Annotated in this window: 15 protein-coding genes; 9 read left to right on the top strand and 6 right to left on the bottom strand. The window is 44.1% G+C overall.

Features of this window, described 5'->3' with window-relative positions:
- The first annotated feature begins 30 nt into the window (after window positions 1-30).
- Entirely contained in the window at window positions 31-2,655 is a 2,625-nt protein-coding gene (glnD, locus tag ACHUFI_RS08090; protein WP_394247987.1) for a bifunctional uridylyltransferase/uridylyl-removing protein GlnD, read from the top strand.
- Window positions 2,656-2,819: 164 nt separating this feature from the next.
- A complete protein-coding gene (locus ACHUFI_RS08085) occupies window positions 2,820-3,203 on the top strand; it encodes a DUF3461 family protein (RefSeq protein ID WP_394247986.1) in 384 nt (127 codons plus the stop codon).
- Window positions 3,204-3,255: 52 nt separating this feature from the next.
- On the opposite strand, the gene truC is transcribed toward ACHUFI_RS08085, so the two are convergent.
- Together truC and ACHUFI_RS08075 are read right to left on the bottom strand one after the other, a co-directional pair.
- On the bottom strand, window positions 3,256-3,996 hold the full coding sequence (truC, locus tag ACHUFI_RS08080) for a tRNA pseudouridine(65) synthase TruC (protein ID WP_394247984.1): 741 nt from the start codon (window positions 3,994-3,996) through the stop codon (window positions 3,256-3,258).
- On the bottom strand, window positions 3,987-4,301 hold the full coding sequence (locus ACHUFI_RS08075) for a YqcC family protein (RefSeq protein ID WP_394247982.1): 315 nt from the start codon (window positions 4,299-4,301) through the stop codon (window positions 3,987-3,989). Before ACHUFI_RS08075 ends, truC begins: the two co-directional genes overlap by 10 nt.
- An 87-nt stretch (window positions 4,302-4,388) precedes the next feature.
- Here ACHUFI_RS08075 and ACHUFI_RS08070 point away from each other — a divergent pair, with 87 nt between their 5' ends.
- Together ACHUFI_RS08070 and ACHUFI_RS08065 are read left to right on the top strand one after the other, a co-directional pair.
- Window positions 4,389-5,426: a DUF3549 family protein gene (locus ACHUFI_RS08070; RefSeq protein WP_394247980.1), complete on the top strand. Its 1,038-nt coding sequence runs from the start codon at window positions 4,389-4,391 to the stop codon at window positions 5,424-5,426.
- Between the two features lie 29 nt (window positions 5,427-5,455).
- Window positions 5,456-5,764 carry a DUF3301 domain-containing protein gene (locus ACHUFI_RS08065; protein WP_394247978.1) on the top strand — a complete coding sequence of 103 codons (309 nt, stop codon included), beginning with the start codon at window positions 5,456-5,458 and terminating at the stop codon, window positions 5,762-5,764.
- Here ACHUFI_RS08065 and ACHUFI_RS08060 read toward each other — a convergent pair.
- Complete coding sequence (locus ACHUFI_RS08060) at window positions 5,730-6,248, bottom strand: GNAT family N-acetyltransferase (RefSeq protein ID WP_394247976.1); 519 nt, start codon at window positions 6,246-6,248, stop codon at window positions 5,730-5,732. The genes ACHUFI_RS08065 and ACHUFI_RS08060 overlap by 35 nt on opposite strands.
- A 697-nt stretch (window positions 6,249-6,945) precedes the next feature.
- Here ACHUFI_RS08060 and ACHUFI_RS08055 point away from each other — a divergent pair.
- From ACHUFI_RS08055 to ACHUFI_RS08045, 3 genes are all read left to right on the top strand, one after another.
- The gene (locus tag ACHUFI_RS08055) at window positions 6,946-7,239 is read left to right on the top strand and encodes a hypothetical protein (RefSeq protein WP_394247974.1); all 294 of its coding nucleotides are present in this window, start codon (window positions 6,946-6,948) and stop codon (window positions 7,237-7,239) included.
- Entirely contained in the window at window positions 7,239-7,682 is a 444-nt protein-coding gene (locus ACHUFI_RS08050) for a YaiI/YqxD family protein (RefSeq protein ID WP_394247972.1), read from the top strand. Before ACHUFI_RS08055 ends, ACHUFI_RS08050 begins: the two co-directional genes overlap by 1 nt.
- A 118-nt stretch (window positions 7,683-7,800) precedes the next feature.
- On the top strand, window positions 7,801-8,541 hold the full coding sequence (locus tag ACHUFI_RS08045) for a MipA/OmpV family protein (protein WP_394247970.1): 741 nt from the start codon (window positions 7,801-7,803) through the stop codon (window positions 8,539-8,541).
- 120 nt (window positions 8,542-8,661) lie between these two features.
- On the opposite strand, the gene ACHUFI_RS08040 is transcribed toward ACHUFI_RS08045, so the two are convergent.
- From ACHUFI_RS08040 to ACHUFI_RS08030, 3 genes are all read right to left on the bottom strand, one after another.
- Entirely contained in the window at window positions 8,662-10,248 is a 1,587-nt protein-coding gene (locus ACHUFI_RS08040) for an AbgT family transporter (RefSeq protein ID WP_394247968.1), read from the bottom strand.
- Window positions 10,249-10,635: 387 nt separating this feature from the next.
- The gene (gene ykgO, locus ACHUFI_RS08035) at window positions 10,636-10,761 is read right to left on the bottom strand and encodes a type B 50S ribosomal protein L36 (RefSeq protein ID WP_004734365.1); all 126 of its coding nucleotides are present in this window, start codon (window positions 10,759-10,761) and stop codon (window positions 10,636-10,638) included.
- A gap of 1 nt (window position 10,762) precedes the next feature.
- Window positions 10,763-11,023 (bottom strand): type B 50S ribosomal protein L31, encoded by a 261-nt coding sequence (locus ACHUFI_RS08030; RefSeq protein ID WP_394247965.1) that lies wholly within the window; start codon window positions 11,021-11,023, stop codon window positions 10,763-10,765.
- 120 nt (window positions 11,024-11,143) lie between these two features.
- Here ACHUFI_RS08030 and tsaA point away from each other — a divergent pair, with 120 nt between their 5' ends.
- A complete protein-coding gene (gene tsaA, locus ACHUFI_RS08025; protein ID WP_394247963.1) occupies window positions 11,144-11,839 on the top strand; it encodes a tRNA (N6-threonylcarbamoyladenosine(37)-N6)-methyltransferase TrmO in 696 nt (231 codons plus the stop codon).
- Window positions 11,840-11,940: 101 nt separating this feature from the next.
- The gene (locus tag ACHUFI_RS08020; RefSeq protein WP_394247961.1) at window positions 11,941-13,659 is read left to right on the top strand and encodes a proline--tRNA ligase; all 1,719 of its coding nucleotides are present in this window, start codon (window positions 11,941-11,943) and stop codon (window positions 13,657-13,659) included.
- Window positions 13,660-13,715: the final 56 nt, after the last annotated feature.

The following is a 13,715-nucleotide window of genomic DNA, read 5'->3' as shown; positions in this document are numbered from 1 at the left end:
TATTCACTTTGCTTGCATGGATAGCAGACTATGTCGTACCAATCTCCTCTAATGTTTTCAGATGAACAGATTGAAATCTCAGAACTTAAACAACAATTGGAGGCTTTTACACATCATCAAAAAAACGAGTTTTTGAATCATCATCCTGTCACTGATTTAGTATTAACGCGCTCTGAGTACATGGATTTACTCTTAAATCGTTTGTGGCGTTTTTATGGATTCCACGACCGACCAAACATCAGCTTAGTTGCGGTAGGCGGTTATGGCCGAGGAGAGCTCCACCCGCTTTCAGACATCGATATCCTAGTTGTTTCCAAAAAAACACTACCACCAGCTTTAGGTGAAAAAGTCAGTGAGTTTATTACATTGCTTTGGGATCTTAAGCTAGAAGTTGGCCACGCGGTGCGAACCATCGAGCAGTGTATAGAAATTGGAAGCGATGACTTAACCGTTGCAACCAACCTTCAAGAATCTCGTCTATTGTGTGGCAGTGAAGATACTTTCCAAGCACTCAAATTAGCCATTCACGCCGACTCTTTCTGGCCGAGCGAAGTCTTCTACCGAGCTAAAATCCAAGAACAAAAAGATCGTCACGCTCGCTATCATGACACGACCTACAACTTAGAGCCTGATATTAAATCAACTCCTGGTGGCCTACGAGATATTCATACTCTTAGTTGGGTAGCTCGCCGCCATTTTGGTGCGACTTCTTTACTTGAAATGAGTAAATACGGTTTTCTTACTGATGCCGAGTACCGTGAATTAGTTGAGTGCCAAGATTTTCTATGGCGGGTTCGCTTTGCTTTGCATATTGAGTTAAGACGCTACGATAATCGCCTTACCTTTGCTCATCAAGCTCAGGTTGCCGAACACCTGGGCTACACAGGGGAAGGCAATCGAGGCGTCGAAATGATGATGAAAGAGTTTTATCGGACACTGCGCCGCGTCGCCGAACTCAATAAAATGCTCCTCAAACTCTTTGATCAGGCGATTATCAATGGTGGGGAAACTTTAGAAGCACAAATCATAGACAGTGATTTTCAACGCAGAGGCGCGCTAATCGAAGCCCGAAAGCCTGCTTTATTCCAAGCGCGTCCAGAAACCATTCTCGACATGTTTATCCATATCGCCAATGATTCCAGCATAGAAGGCGTAAGCCCACCGACGCTCCGCCAACTGCGAACCGCCAGAAGGCGTTTGAATAAATTTCTGCATACCATTCCTGAAGCTCGAGAGAAATTCATGGATTTGGTTCGCCACCCTAATGCGCTGCACAAAGCATTTAGCTTGATGCACAAACTAGGCGTTTTAGCCGCCTATTTACCGCAGTGGAGCCAAATTGTAGGTCAAATGCAGTTCGACCTCTTCCATGTGTATACCGTCGATGAACATAGTATTCGCTTACTAAAACACATCAACCGCTTCAGCTATGCGGCAAATCACGATAAGCACCCAATCTGTTGTGAGGTCTATCCGAGGATCCAGAAAAAAGAGCTGCTCATCCTTGCGGCTATTTTCCATGATATAGGGAAAGGCCGAGGCGGCGATCATTCAGAGATTGGAGCTGTCGAAGCCTACGCTTTCTGTATGGAACATGGGTTATCTAAACCTGAAGCGAAACTCGTCTCTTGGTTAGTGAAAAACCACCTTCTTATGTCAGTGACTGCGCAAAGAAGGGATATTTATGACCCTGATGTCATTGCCGAGTTTGCCAAAAAAGTTCGCGATGAAGAATACTTAGAATTCCTTGTTTGCTTAACCGTTGCCGATATCTGCGCGACGAATCCTGAACTATGGAATAGTTGGAAACGCACACTCTTAGCTGAGTTATTTCACTCTACTCAACGCGCATTACGTCGGGGGCTAGAGAACCCTGTTGATGTGCGGGACAGAATCCGTCACAACCAACAAATGGCTTCCGCGCAGCTGCGTAAAGAAGGCTTTAGTGCTCGTGAGATAGAAGTGCTGTGGCAGAGATTTAAAGCGGATTACTTCTTGCGCCACACCCACAAACAAATAGCCTGGCATTGTGAACATCTTCTCCGCCAAGAGGATCCTAGCAAACCGCTGGTACTAATAAGCAAGAAGGCCACACGTGGCGGTACTGAAGTGTTTGTTTACTCAAAAGATCAGCCCGCCCTTTTCGCTACCGTTGTGGCGGAGCTTGATAGACGTAACTTCAACGTACACGATGCTCAAGTCATGGTCAGTAAAGATGGCCATGTGTTGGACACATTCATGGTATTAGATCAGTACGGAGAAGCCATCGAAGAAAGCAGGCACAAGGCTGTGATTAAGCACATCACTCACGTATTACAAGATGGCCGCCCAACAAAGATAAAGACTCGTCGTACCCCTCGTAATTTGCAGCACTTTAAAGTCAAAACAGGCGTCGATTTCCTTCCGACGAAAAGCAAAAAACGAACATTAATGGAGTTTGTCGCACTCGATACACCAGGGCTACTCGCACAAGTTGGTGCCACTTTTGCAGAGTTAAAAATCAACCTTCATGGAGCAAAAATCACCACCATTGGTGAACGAGCAGAAGATTTGTTTATTTTAACCGGAGAGTCAGGCGGCAGACTCAGTGATGAAGAACAAGAAGCGCTACGCAGTAAGCTCATTGAAAATATCACGGAGTTAGCCCCAAATTAATTGGCAAACAGATTATGGTGTGGGCAGTTCACAAATGAGCGATCTTGCCCACAACTTAGCCTCTTTTCTAGCATATCAACTATCTAGCTCATCATTAGGCTGCTACATTGTTTCTGTCACTATCTATAACATTGATGTATCACACACAGAACTAGAGGTAGCCTATGTATCCAAACCTCACTGGTTTAGGTATCCATGAACCTAAACAGATTGAACGTTACTCCCTTCGTCAAGAAGCTCATAAAGACATTCTTAAGATTTACTTCCACAAGCAAAAAGGCGAACTCTTCGCTAAAAGCGTCAAATTCAAATACCCGCGCCAAATCAAAAACGTTCTAGTGGATAGCGGAAGCCACCAATATAAAGAAGTTACTGAAATAAATCGTAATCTCACGTTAGTTATTGATGAGCTGAACAAAATCACCAAGCCTGCAAAACTCGCAGAAGTCGACGTGAAACAGAAAATACTCACAGACTTACGTCACCTAGAAAAAGTGGTATCGAGCAAAATTGCCGAAATTGAAGCCGACCTAGAAAAGCTTAAATAAGATATCGCATTCAAAAAAGGGACAATGTCAATCATCGTCCCTTTTCTATTCTTTAGACACCGACCAATTTTCGGTCCCATTCAAACTCTTCAAATAAATGAATCCAAGTGTCATCTAGGCTTGCTTTCATCACCACTTCTTGTTTGGTAAACGGATGCGTAAACTTCAATTCAGACGCATGCAACAACAAGCGGTGAGAGTCCAAGTTTTCTCGGAACAATCGGTTATGTTTCCCATCTCCATGAGAAGTATCGCCCACGATCGGATGCCTCAAATGCGCCATGTGACGGCGCAATTGGTGCTTACGCCCTGTCTTCGGTAACATTTCAACTAAACAGTAACGACTCGTAGGAAAACGGCCTGTAGAATACGGGACTTCCACTTTTGCCAACGGCTCATAAACGGTGACCGCCTCTTGAGCTTCTTTGTCTTCTTTTGCAAACTTGTCGGCAATTTTGTCTAGCTCGACCTTAAGCGCATAATCCAGCGTATCCCCTTCTTCAATCCAACCTCGAACGATTGCATGGTAGGTTTTCTGCATTTCGTGATTCGCAAACATCGGCATCACCTCAGACGCGACTTCACTTGATAAAGCAAACACGAGCACGCCAGACGTTGGTCTATCTAAACGATGTAATGGAAAGACATGCTGACCAATTTGATCACGTAATGTTTGCATTACAAATTGTGTTTCGTGTTTATCCAACCAAGAACGATGAACCAACATTCCCGCAGGTTTGTTTACCGCTACAAAGTATTCGTCTTGAAAAATAATCTCTAGCATTACGCACACGCCTCATCAATGCATTGAATCACCTCTAAGATCGCAGCCTTCTCCGGCTGCCCTTTCCAGACTTCACTGAAATAAGGATGAATTGAGAAACCTTGTGGCAAAGGTTGATGCAGCTTCAGCATAGATTCAATTTTTGAAATAAATATCCACTGCAACCATTGCTCTGGTTGCAACGTATCAATCGCAAAAGGTTGGGTACTTGCTAACGCTTCTTGCGGTGGAGAAGTTTGTTCCCATAGGTTCTCAGCTTGTAAGTGCTTCTCTAACAAACTCAATAATTGGGGTAACTTTGCGGCTGCTGTCATTTTTCACCAAGTTATTTATCTAGTGACCTTGAAATTGTGGCATAGAGTACCATCTATTGAGGAAAGAAAGTTAGGACCTTAATACTCATGGACACTATTCATACCCTTACTCAATTGCTTAAAAACAGTGGCTGCCAATACGACATCTACGATTTAGGCCGTCGTATCCAAAAGATCGATAACGACCTATTCGCCAATGTAGAACAAGGCAAACAGCCTTACCCTTTCCCACTACAAAGGCAGGCTCACCTAGCAATTTCATACTGGAATGAAGAGAAACAGCCGTGGATCTGGTTCCTCAAATTTAAACTCGATGAACGAGGGCTATTGCTACAAGCAGAGGTGGGCAACTTTTTGAAGTTTGTCATTGAAGCGATGGGCACCCGCCTAAATGGTGAAATGAGTGAAGAGCAGCAACAAAAGCTGTCTAACAACCCGTATACTTTCAAACCTTCTGAAGACAAAATGGCAGTGTTTCACAGCCAAGTTCGCGCAGCATTAGATCTGCCAACTAGCCAGTATTACGAACATGCACAACATTACTTTACTGGAGATTTAGGTTGGGATAACTGGCAGACCGTTGGCCTTCAAGGCATTACCGACATGTGTGCCCGCCTCGAACACAATCAAAATGGTGTCGCGATTCGCAAAGCCCTGAAGAAGCTGCCAAGTGAACCCTTATACGCGACTCTAGGAGCATTAGAGCATACTCCACTTCCAGAGAAGCTAGCACAACGAATTCAAGAGCTTGCTGAAAATGAAACTTCGAGTTCAGAACCCGATCTCTTCCTGCTTTCAGCCTTAGTTCGCACACTTTCTGGTGCTCCAGAGAGTGTAAGTGCATCGGTTATTAAAGCGATTCTTGCTAGCCCACGACTGAGCCATCAAGAGGTACTAATAGGATTAGCCGGTAGAAGCTGGCAGTCACTGCAAGACCCAGTCATTGCAGAACAGTTTCTATTAAGACTCGCTCAAACGGGGAACCAAACATTATTCAATCAACTGTTTGCCGATCTCGTTATGATCCCGACGCTAAGAATGGTGTTCTTGCCGCTACTCAACTCTAGACCATCAGAAGAGCTAGCTAACGCACTAGTCAAGTTGCAACAAGCAACCAAATCATAGACGAACCATAACTCAAGGAGGCACAGAGGATGATTGGAGATTTACTGGCTATTTTATTGCTGTGCTTCTGCTGTTTTATTTTCTGGCAGCAGCGTCGGCAATCCGAATTAGCTAAAGCCGCCGTAGCGAGAAAGTGCAAACAACTCGATTTGCAACTTCTGAGCGTGGCATTTAGTGGCCATAAATTTAAAATGCGCTACGAACTCACGCACGTCTGGAAGTGGCATACCGTCTACCAATTTGAATTTTCTTCTTTAGGTGACGATTGCTATAAAGGGGAGTTAATCATGGTCGGCTTTAGGCCTATGCACTTTGAGCTACAACCTCATAGGATGTAGACATTTTCCCGTCATTAAATTGATAAAGATAATAAGGACCGTATGCGTCCTTTTTTGTTGCCTGCAGAGTAAAGCCCAATTTTTCTAATAAACGAATAGAAGCTTGGTGATCCACGTTCACTGTCGCGATGACATGGCCTATATTTAGCTCAAAGCACGCCATGCTAAAAAATGGTCTAAGCACTTCTGTGGCAATCCCTTTACTCCAACAGGCTTTATCAATGAGAAATACCAATTCATTCTCACCGTCACATTGCGTAATCGCCAAATGTCCAATGTACTCCCGAGTGCTATTATCAATAACAGCGCGCGCGAAGTGCTTTTCACGGCCTAAAATTTCCGCAAATAACCGCTTGGCCGTTTTTAAAGTATGAGGGCCGTTCATTTCGGCTCGGTTCACACCGCAGCAATTGAGTACAATGAAATCATGCTCTAGTTGCTCGGTATAGGGGACCAAAAGTGTTCTTGAAGTCGCAATCGTCATATCACATTCCTTGTGTTGCGCGTGAGGGGGAGCAGAAAAAGAAAAGCCCCGACACCGAAGTGTCAGGGCTATAGTCTTACTCGCAGCAGTCCGGCTACTAATTAATGCTCCATGCATCATCCATAATAGTGGCTGTAGTCCTTCAGCTCTTTCCTTTACTTCGCCGTCCTAGCGGTGTCCAATCATCCTGAAAGCTAACAATCCTAGTTAGCGCACATCACTTGTTCCGTGAGCGGTGTCCTTTACATCATCCTGATGTTGTTCCAAACCTTTATCCTAAAGGTGTCCATTGTCATTCCGTTGCAGCTAACATCCTATTAACTGTTGTATCCCTACAATGTCCTTTCGCTCCTTGCTTGACTACTCATCCTAAGCAATCAAATCTTCATCCTGAAGATAACCAAATCCTTGGTGCTTTCCTGTTCCGTGTCAGAATCCTTCCGACAAGGTTTAATTTACGCGAAATACGATTTCGGACAATAGATTGCCGTCACATTTTATCTCCAACAAAACACCACAAAAACAACAACTTTTAAAAATCAATAACTTACAGAAAGTTAAAATAATTTCTCACCATCAATTTCGCTTTATCCTACAGGCTTTGTAAGAGATCTCGCACAAGTGTTTTCCACTTTAGATATTCGCTAATCATTATCAGAGCGAGTACTATGTTGATATTAAGGAAAAGGAGGCACATATGCTCACTAAAGACGTTTCAGAAGAACTAGAATCTGTGATGAAGTCTCTTCAATCTCAAGGGAAAGAACCCACCGTTGCTTTGGTAAAATCTCGTATGGGGACACCAGTTCCTATGCCCGCTCTTATTGCTGCCATCCGTAGTTGGAAAAATGCCAATAAAGTGCCAAAAATTGAAGTGGCGGATAATACTCAAGAGTCACCAGATAAAATCACTCAGCTAGAACAACAAATTGAAGCGCTCAGCGCTAGAGTGAACATGCTAGAAGCAAAATTAAACGAGACTAAATCATAATGAAAATATGGGTTGATGCAGACGCTTGTCCCAAGGTTATCCGAGAAACCATCGTACGCGCCGCCGAGCGAACGGGTGTCGTATGCACCTTCATCGCCAACCACGTTGTGCCAGTACCAAAACGTGTCAACATTCACTCGATTCAAGTCCCGAGTGGATTTGATATCGCCGACAACGAAATAGTAAAACGCACCGAGAAAGGCGACCTCGTGATTACTTCAGATATTCCTCTGGCTGACGAAGTCATTACTAAAGGTGCACTAGCACTGAGTTCTCGTGGAGAGCTTTACACGAAAGAGACCATCAAAGCGCGCCTCAACATACGTGACTTTATGGAAACGATGCGCTCAAGTGGCATCCAGACTGGTGGCCCAAGCACGCTTTCTCAAACCGATCGTCGAGAGTTCGCTAACCACCTCGATCGCCTGTTAGCAAAGCGTTAACCTTCCCCTTTTCTCCAGAGAGATCTGAGAAAGTCTCTTTTAGGTAACAACAAGCTCAGTGAAATTTTAATCGACATACTCCGTTCTTGATATTTATTACAATAACGGAGTATTGATTATGATTCGTCGAATCGCCCTATCGCTATCCATTCTTTTTTGCACCACTCAACCTTCTTTTGCTGATGAAGGCTTTGCCAATGAAGAATACGGAATCATTGGAGGCAGCATCACCTATGGTGAAAGTGTTTTCTCCACTAAAAGTTCCCCTCAATTCGGTGCAACACCCAACCTCTTCTATTCAGGTCCGAAAGGCTTTATTGATGGCAGCCTAGCCAATTGGCAACTGCTACCTTATGTGGGGCTATCAGGAAACTGGCGCTTTGCTGAAGTGTCAGATACCTTCGTTGATCTGCCTAATGGTATTCAAGACAGAGATGGCAATGGAGAGTTAGGGATAACCTTAGGTACGGCAGGCGCACGCCTCACCTATTTACACGATGTGACTTCAGAACATAATGGCTATGAAGTTCAGCTCCACTTAGGCAGAACGTTAGAAACGTGGACACAGCCACTCACTATCACGCCTTACATAGAAATCGACTATCGAGATAAAAAGCTCTCAAATCATCTTTACGGTATTTCTAACTCGGAGGCTTCTTCCTCAGGGTTGAGTCAGTTTGATTCTGGGTCAACCTTAGTCTATCAAGCCGGGTTAATCGGACTCTATGAGTTCACACCCACTTGGATTGGTATCGCACGAGCCGACTTAATACATCACGACAGTAACAGCGACTTGATCCAGCGAGATTTAGGTTGGTCATTTGAATTAGGTGTGACCTATCGTTTTGCGGGGTTGTAAGTTTGTAGGCTGCAATAAATTGTAGGCTCCAATAAAAAGAGCCTACATCAATGCAGGCTCTTTGGTATCTCATAGTTTATTCAGTTGATAGCGAATCAAATATTCACTTATCACTGCTCACTAAGGCGTGTAGTACGTTGCAGCGCCCGGACCTACTGGTAGGCCAAATACGAATACCCAAACGTAGAACATTAAGCTCCAACCAACGATGAATACGATCGAGTATGGAAGCATGGTTGCGATCAGAGTACCAATACCTAGGTTCTTCATGTAACGCGTTGCTACAGCAAGGATAAGACCGAAGTAGCTCATCATTGGAGTAATGATGTTTGTTGTTGAGTCACCGATACGGTAAGCCGCTTGAATCGTTTCAGGCGCGTAACCTACTAGCATTAGCATTGGAACGAAGATAGGCGCTGTTACTGCCCACTGAGCAGAAGCTGAACCGATCATCAGGTTAATGAAGCCACACATTAGGATGAATGCGAAGAACAACATTGGACCCGTTAGGCCGATATCTTGTAGAAAAGTAGCACCTGCAACTGCGAATACTTGACCGAAGTTAGTCCACTTGAAGAAAGCGACAAACTGAGCAGCAAAGAACACAAGTACGATGTACATGCCCATTGAAGACATCGACTTAGACATTGCTTCGATCACATCACGGTCTGTTTTCATTGTGCCGGTAACTTTACCGTAAACAAAACCAGGAACCGCGAAGAATACGAAGATGAACGCTACGATACTTTTCAGGAATGGAGAACCTGAAACCGTACCTGCGGCTGAACGTAGAACGCCGTCAGCTGGAACAATCGTCCAAGCAAGAAGCGCTGAAACCGCTAGCACTGCGATACCCGCAAGCTTAAGGCCTTTCTTCTCAACGTCGGTTAGTTTGCCCATCGAATCATTTGATAGGTCTTCAGACGCTTCTTCATCGTTGTATTTACCCAGTTTTGGCTCAACAATCTTCTCAGTTACAAATGCACCTGCAATCGCAATGAAGAAAGTCGAAACAAACATGAAGTACCAGTTTGATTCAGGACCGACGCTGTAAGTCGGGTCGATCATTTGTGCTGCTGTTTCTGTAATACCAGAAAGCAGTGGATCAACCGTACCGATCAGAAGGTTTGCAGAGTAACCACCAGATACACCAGCAAATGCTGCCGCTAGACCCGCTAATGGGTGACGACCCAAAGAGTGGAAAAGCATTGCTGCAAGCGGGATAAGTACTACATAACCAAGCTCTGAAGCCGTGTTAGAGATAATACCGGCAAAAACTACGGTTACCGTAACCATACGCTTAGATGCGCCCATTACCATGCCACGCATCGCCGCAGATAATAGACCTGAGTGCTCAGCAATCGCTACACCTAGCATTGCAACCAGCACGGTACCTAATGGCGCAAAGCCAACAAAGTTTTTAACTAGATTAGTTACGATGAGTTGTAAGCCTTCAGCATTCAGTAAGCTTACAACATAGATCATTCCGTCAGCAGAACGACCTGGAGCACCTTCTGGCCGAGGGTCCATAACAGACACTTCAAAATATCCAGCGATACCTGAAGTAACTAGAATAGCGACACAGAAGATTGCGAAAAGAGTGATTGGATGGGGTAATAGATTCCCCAAATATTCAACACCATCGAGAAAACGGGTAAAAATAGGTTTCTTTGGCGAGTTGTTTTTTATTGAAGCTGATGAACTCATCAGTTCCCTCCTTGTAGTGATTCCTATGCAATTGTGACAAAAATGTTCAAATTGCAGGCGAAGGGTACGCGACAAAATTATCAATTAGAAATTCAAAATGTTACAAAATGTGTAATAGATGACTATTTTTAACTATATTTAAACAATTAATTAGCAAATAAATCTACATTAAATACAAAATCTAGATTTATAATTCATAAATACACATTCACTACAAATATAGCTGATGGTATAAACCATTGATTCACTTGAAAATAAAACACGACATACTCTAAGTTAATACGCAATATTCTGTCAGGTTCTTCTCGAAGGAAAAGAAAAACAGACAAATGAATGAAGTTTGACTTTCCCCTCGTTTTTACACTCGCGTCACATCAATTTGACTGACTATTTCTGAACCGCTTTGAATCTAGGGTTGGTTTTGCAGATAACATAATGACGACCTCTGCGCTTTACTATCTGGCAATCAGGATGGCGGCTTTTCGCACTTTTAAGTGATTTCACAACTTTCATTCTATTTCGCTCCCTTACCTAATTGACCAAAACGACGATTGAAGTTGGCGACACGCCCTTCAGTCTGAATCACACGTTGCTTACCCGTATAGAAAGGGTGAGATTCAGAAGAAACCTCTAACGTGCAATATGGGTACATTTTTCCGTCTTTCCATTCAATCGTTCTATCTGTCTTGAGTGTTGATCCAACAACAAAGTACTCGTCGACACTTGTGTCATGAAACACAACAGGGCGATATTCTGGGTGAATTCCATCTTTCATAATGTCCTCAATATTCCAATGAAATGTTATAACATAACAAATGATAACCATTATCACTTAAAAGTAAAGAGCTAAAATGTGCTACCTTTGAGCCACTTTCGTTAAACAGCACCTTTTCTAATGCATTCAATTGAACCAATCGGACATATTCAAAGCCCCTTTAAAGAAAAATTTGCCGTACCAAGGCAACCAAGACTTACGCCAACCGCCAGCTCTCGCATTCAGTTGTTAGGCAACTGCAATTCTCCAGAAGCAGTACGCGGAATCGAGCAATTCAGTCACTTGTGGCTACTATTCCTCTTCGATCAAAACATCGAAGCAGGATGGAAACCGACAGTACGCCCTCCTCGCCTTGGCGGAAACGAGCGCATTGGTGTATTCGCTTCTCGGGCAACCTTTAGACCGAATGCGATTGGAATGTCTGCGGTAGAATTGAAAGGTGTCACACGAAAAGGCAACCAAGTTTGGCTAGAGCTAGGAAGTGCGGACTTGGTAGACGGCACTCCTGTTATCGATATAAAACCGTATATCCCGTATTCAGATTCCATTCCAAATGCACTTGGTGGATTTGCTGATGAAAAACCAGAAACACTTGAAGTTAACTTTAGTGAACTTGCTATCAGCAAACTGAACTCTCACCCAAATGCTCGAGTTATCATTCAAGTGATCAAAGAAGTGTTGGCACAAGATCCTCGCCCTGCCTACAAAAAAGGCAAGCCTGACCACAAAGAATATGCAGTAAATTTGTTCGATCTGAACGTGAAATTTGTCGTTGAAGCATTATTCATCAATGTTACTGACATTGAACGCTTTTGAGATCTTAAATAGGCTGATATTATAAGCGGCTATATCAGATTTGCCGTCGTCATTTGCGGCCGCAAATTTTCTTTTATTTATGATGAAACGGATACCATAGAATGCGTACCAGTAACTATCTTCTTTCTACTCTGAAAGAGACTCCAAACGACGCAGAAGTTATCAGCCACCAGCTGATGCTACGTGCAGGTATGATCCGTAAGCTAGCTTCAGGTTTATACACTTGGCTACCTACCGGTCTGCGTGTGCTGCGTAAAGTCGAAAACATCGTTCGCCAAGAGATCGATAATGCAGGTGCAGTTGAGACTTTAATGCCCGTAGTGCAGCCGTTTGAGCTATGGGAAGAGACTGGTCGCAGCGAAAAAATGGGCCCAGAGCTACTTCGCTTTACTGACCGTCATTCACGTCCGTTTGTTCTTAGCCCAACAGCTGAAGAAGTGGTAACTAGCCTCGTTCGTAACGAAGTAAACTCTTACAAACAGCTGCCACTGAACCTGTACCAAATTCAAACTAAGTTCCGTGATGAGCGCCGCCCACGTTTCGGCGTAATGCGTTCACGTGAATTCTTAATGATGGATGCGTACAGCTTCGATATCGACAAAGAAGGCTTAGAAAAGTCTTACCAAGCAATGCACGATGCTTACTGTAAAGCGTTCGACCGCATGGGTCTTGAGTACCGTCCAGTACTTGCTGACTCTGGCGCTATCGGTGGTAGTGGCTCTCAAGAGTTCCACGTACTAGCAGAAAGTGGTGAAGACCTAATCGCATTCTCTACAGAATCTGACTACGCGGCAAACATCGAAAAAGCAGAAGCACTTGCTCCTACAGAAGAAGCAGCTGCACCAACTCAAGAGATGGAACTGGTTGATACGCCAAACGCGAAAACTATCGCTGAGTTAGTAGAGCAACACGGCCTAGCGATTGAGAAAACCGTTAAGACTCTATTTGTTAAAGCTTCTGATGAAGTAGATGCAGACATCATTGCTCTAATCATCCGTGGTGATCACGAGCTAAACGAAGTGAAAGCAGAAAACCTTCCACAAGTTGCTTCTCCACTAGAGATGGCATCTGAAGAAGAGATTCGTGCACTGGTTGGCGCAGGTCCTGGCTCACTAGGCCCTGTAGGCCTTGAACTACCATTCATCGTTGACCGCTCTGTTGCTGTAATGAGCGACTTCGGCGCTGGTGCAAACATCGACGGCAAACACTACTTCGGTATTAACTGGGGTCGTGACGTTGAGCTTGCTCAAGTAGAAGACCTACGTAATGTAATCGAAGGCGACCTAAGCCCATGTGGTCAAGGTACACTTCAGCTTAAACGTGGTATCGAAGTTGGTCACATCTTCCAACTAGGTAACGTTTACTCACAAGCGATGAACTGTGGCGTGCTTGGTCCAGACGGTAAGAACGTTATCCTAGAGATGGGTTGTTACGGTATCGGTGTATCACGTGTTGTTGCTTCTGCAATCGAACAGAACCACGACAAATACGGCATCATCTGGCCAGACGCACTAGCACCTTTCCAAGTGGCTATCGTTCCTATGAACATGCACAAGTCTGAAGAAGTTAAAGAAGCGGCTGAGAAGCTATACGCTCAACTAACAGCTATGGGTATCGAAGTACTATTCGATGACCGTAAAGAACGTCCAGGCGTAATGTTCTCTGACATCGAGCTAATTGGTATCCCTCACACTATCGTGATCGGTGACCGCTCAATGAAAGAAGGCAACTTCGAGTACAAGAACCGTCGCGAAGGTACGAAAGAAGCTATCGCTATCGATTCAATCGTTGAACACGTAACGAGTCAATTTGCTAAGTAATCATCACTTAGTCAACGTTACCAATTAAACGTAATAAAGGCTGCCATTAGGTAGCC

Source organism: Vibrio profundi (genome assembly GCF_043642225.1).
GTDB lineage: Bacteria > Pseudomonadota > Gammaproteobacteria > Enterobacterales > Vibrionaceae > Vibrio > Vibrio profundi_A.
This window is presented reverse-complemented; position numbering and strand designations above follow the sequence as displayed.

Bases quoted from the DNA above. Each gene is read 5' to 3' on its own strand.
- ACHUFI_RS08055 (WP_394247974.1), top strand. From the start codon at position 6,946: ATGCTCACTAAAGACGTTTCAGAAGAACTAGAATCTGTGATGAAGTCT.
- ACHUFI_RS08040 (WP_394247968.1), bottom strand. From the start codon at position 10,248: ATGAGTTCATCAGCTTCAATAAAAAACAACTCGCCAAAGAAACCTATT.
- ACHUFI_RS08075 (WP_394247982.1), bottom strand. From the start codon at position 4,301: ATGACAGCAGCCGCAAAGTTACCCCAATTATTGAGTTTGTTAGAGAAG.
- ACHUFI_RS08060 (WP_394247976.1), bottom strand. From the start codon at position 6,248: ATGACGATTGCGACTTCAAGAACACTTTTGGTCCCCTATACCGAGCAA.
- ACHUFI_RS08045 (WP_394247970.1), top strand. From the start codon at position 7,801: ATGATTCGTCGAATCGCCCTATCGCTATCCATTCTTTTTTGCACCACT.
- tsaA (WP_394247963.1), top strand. From the start codon at position 11,144: ATGCATTCAATTGAACCAATCGGACATATTCAAAGCCCCTTTAAAGAA.
- ACHUFI_RS08070 (WP_394247980.1), top strand. From the start codon at position 4,389: ATGGACACTATTCATACCCTTACTCAATTGCTTAAAAACAGTGGCTGC.
- ACHUFI_RS08050 (WP_394247972.1), top strand. From the start codon at position 7,239: ATGAAAATATGGGTTGATGCAGACGCTTGTCCCAAGGTTATCCGAGAA.
- ACHUFI_RS08030 (WP_394247965.1), bottom strand. From the start codon at position 11,023: ATGAAAGATGGAATTCACCCAGAATATCGCCCTGTTGTGTTTCATGAC.
- ACHUFI_RS08065 (WP_394247978.1), top strand. From the start codon at position 5,456: ATGATTGGAGATTTACTGGCTATTTTATTGCTGTGCTTCTGCTGTTTT.
- glnD (WP_394247987.1), top strand. From the start codon at position 31: ATGTCGTACCAATCTCCTCTAATGTTTTCAGATGAACAGATTGAAATC.
- ACHUFI_RS08020 (WP_394247961.1), top strand. From the start codon at position 11,941: ATGCGTACCAGTAACTATCTTCTTTCTACTCTGAAAGAGACTCCAAAC.
- ykgO (WP_004734365.1), bottom strand. From the start codon at position 10,761: ATGAAAGTTGTGAAATCACTTAAAAGTGCGAAAAGCCGCCATCCTGAT.
- ACHUFI_RS08085 (WP_394247986.1), top strand. From the start codon at position 2,820: ATGTATCCAAACCTCACTGGTTTAGGTATCCATGAACCTAAACAGATT.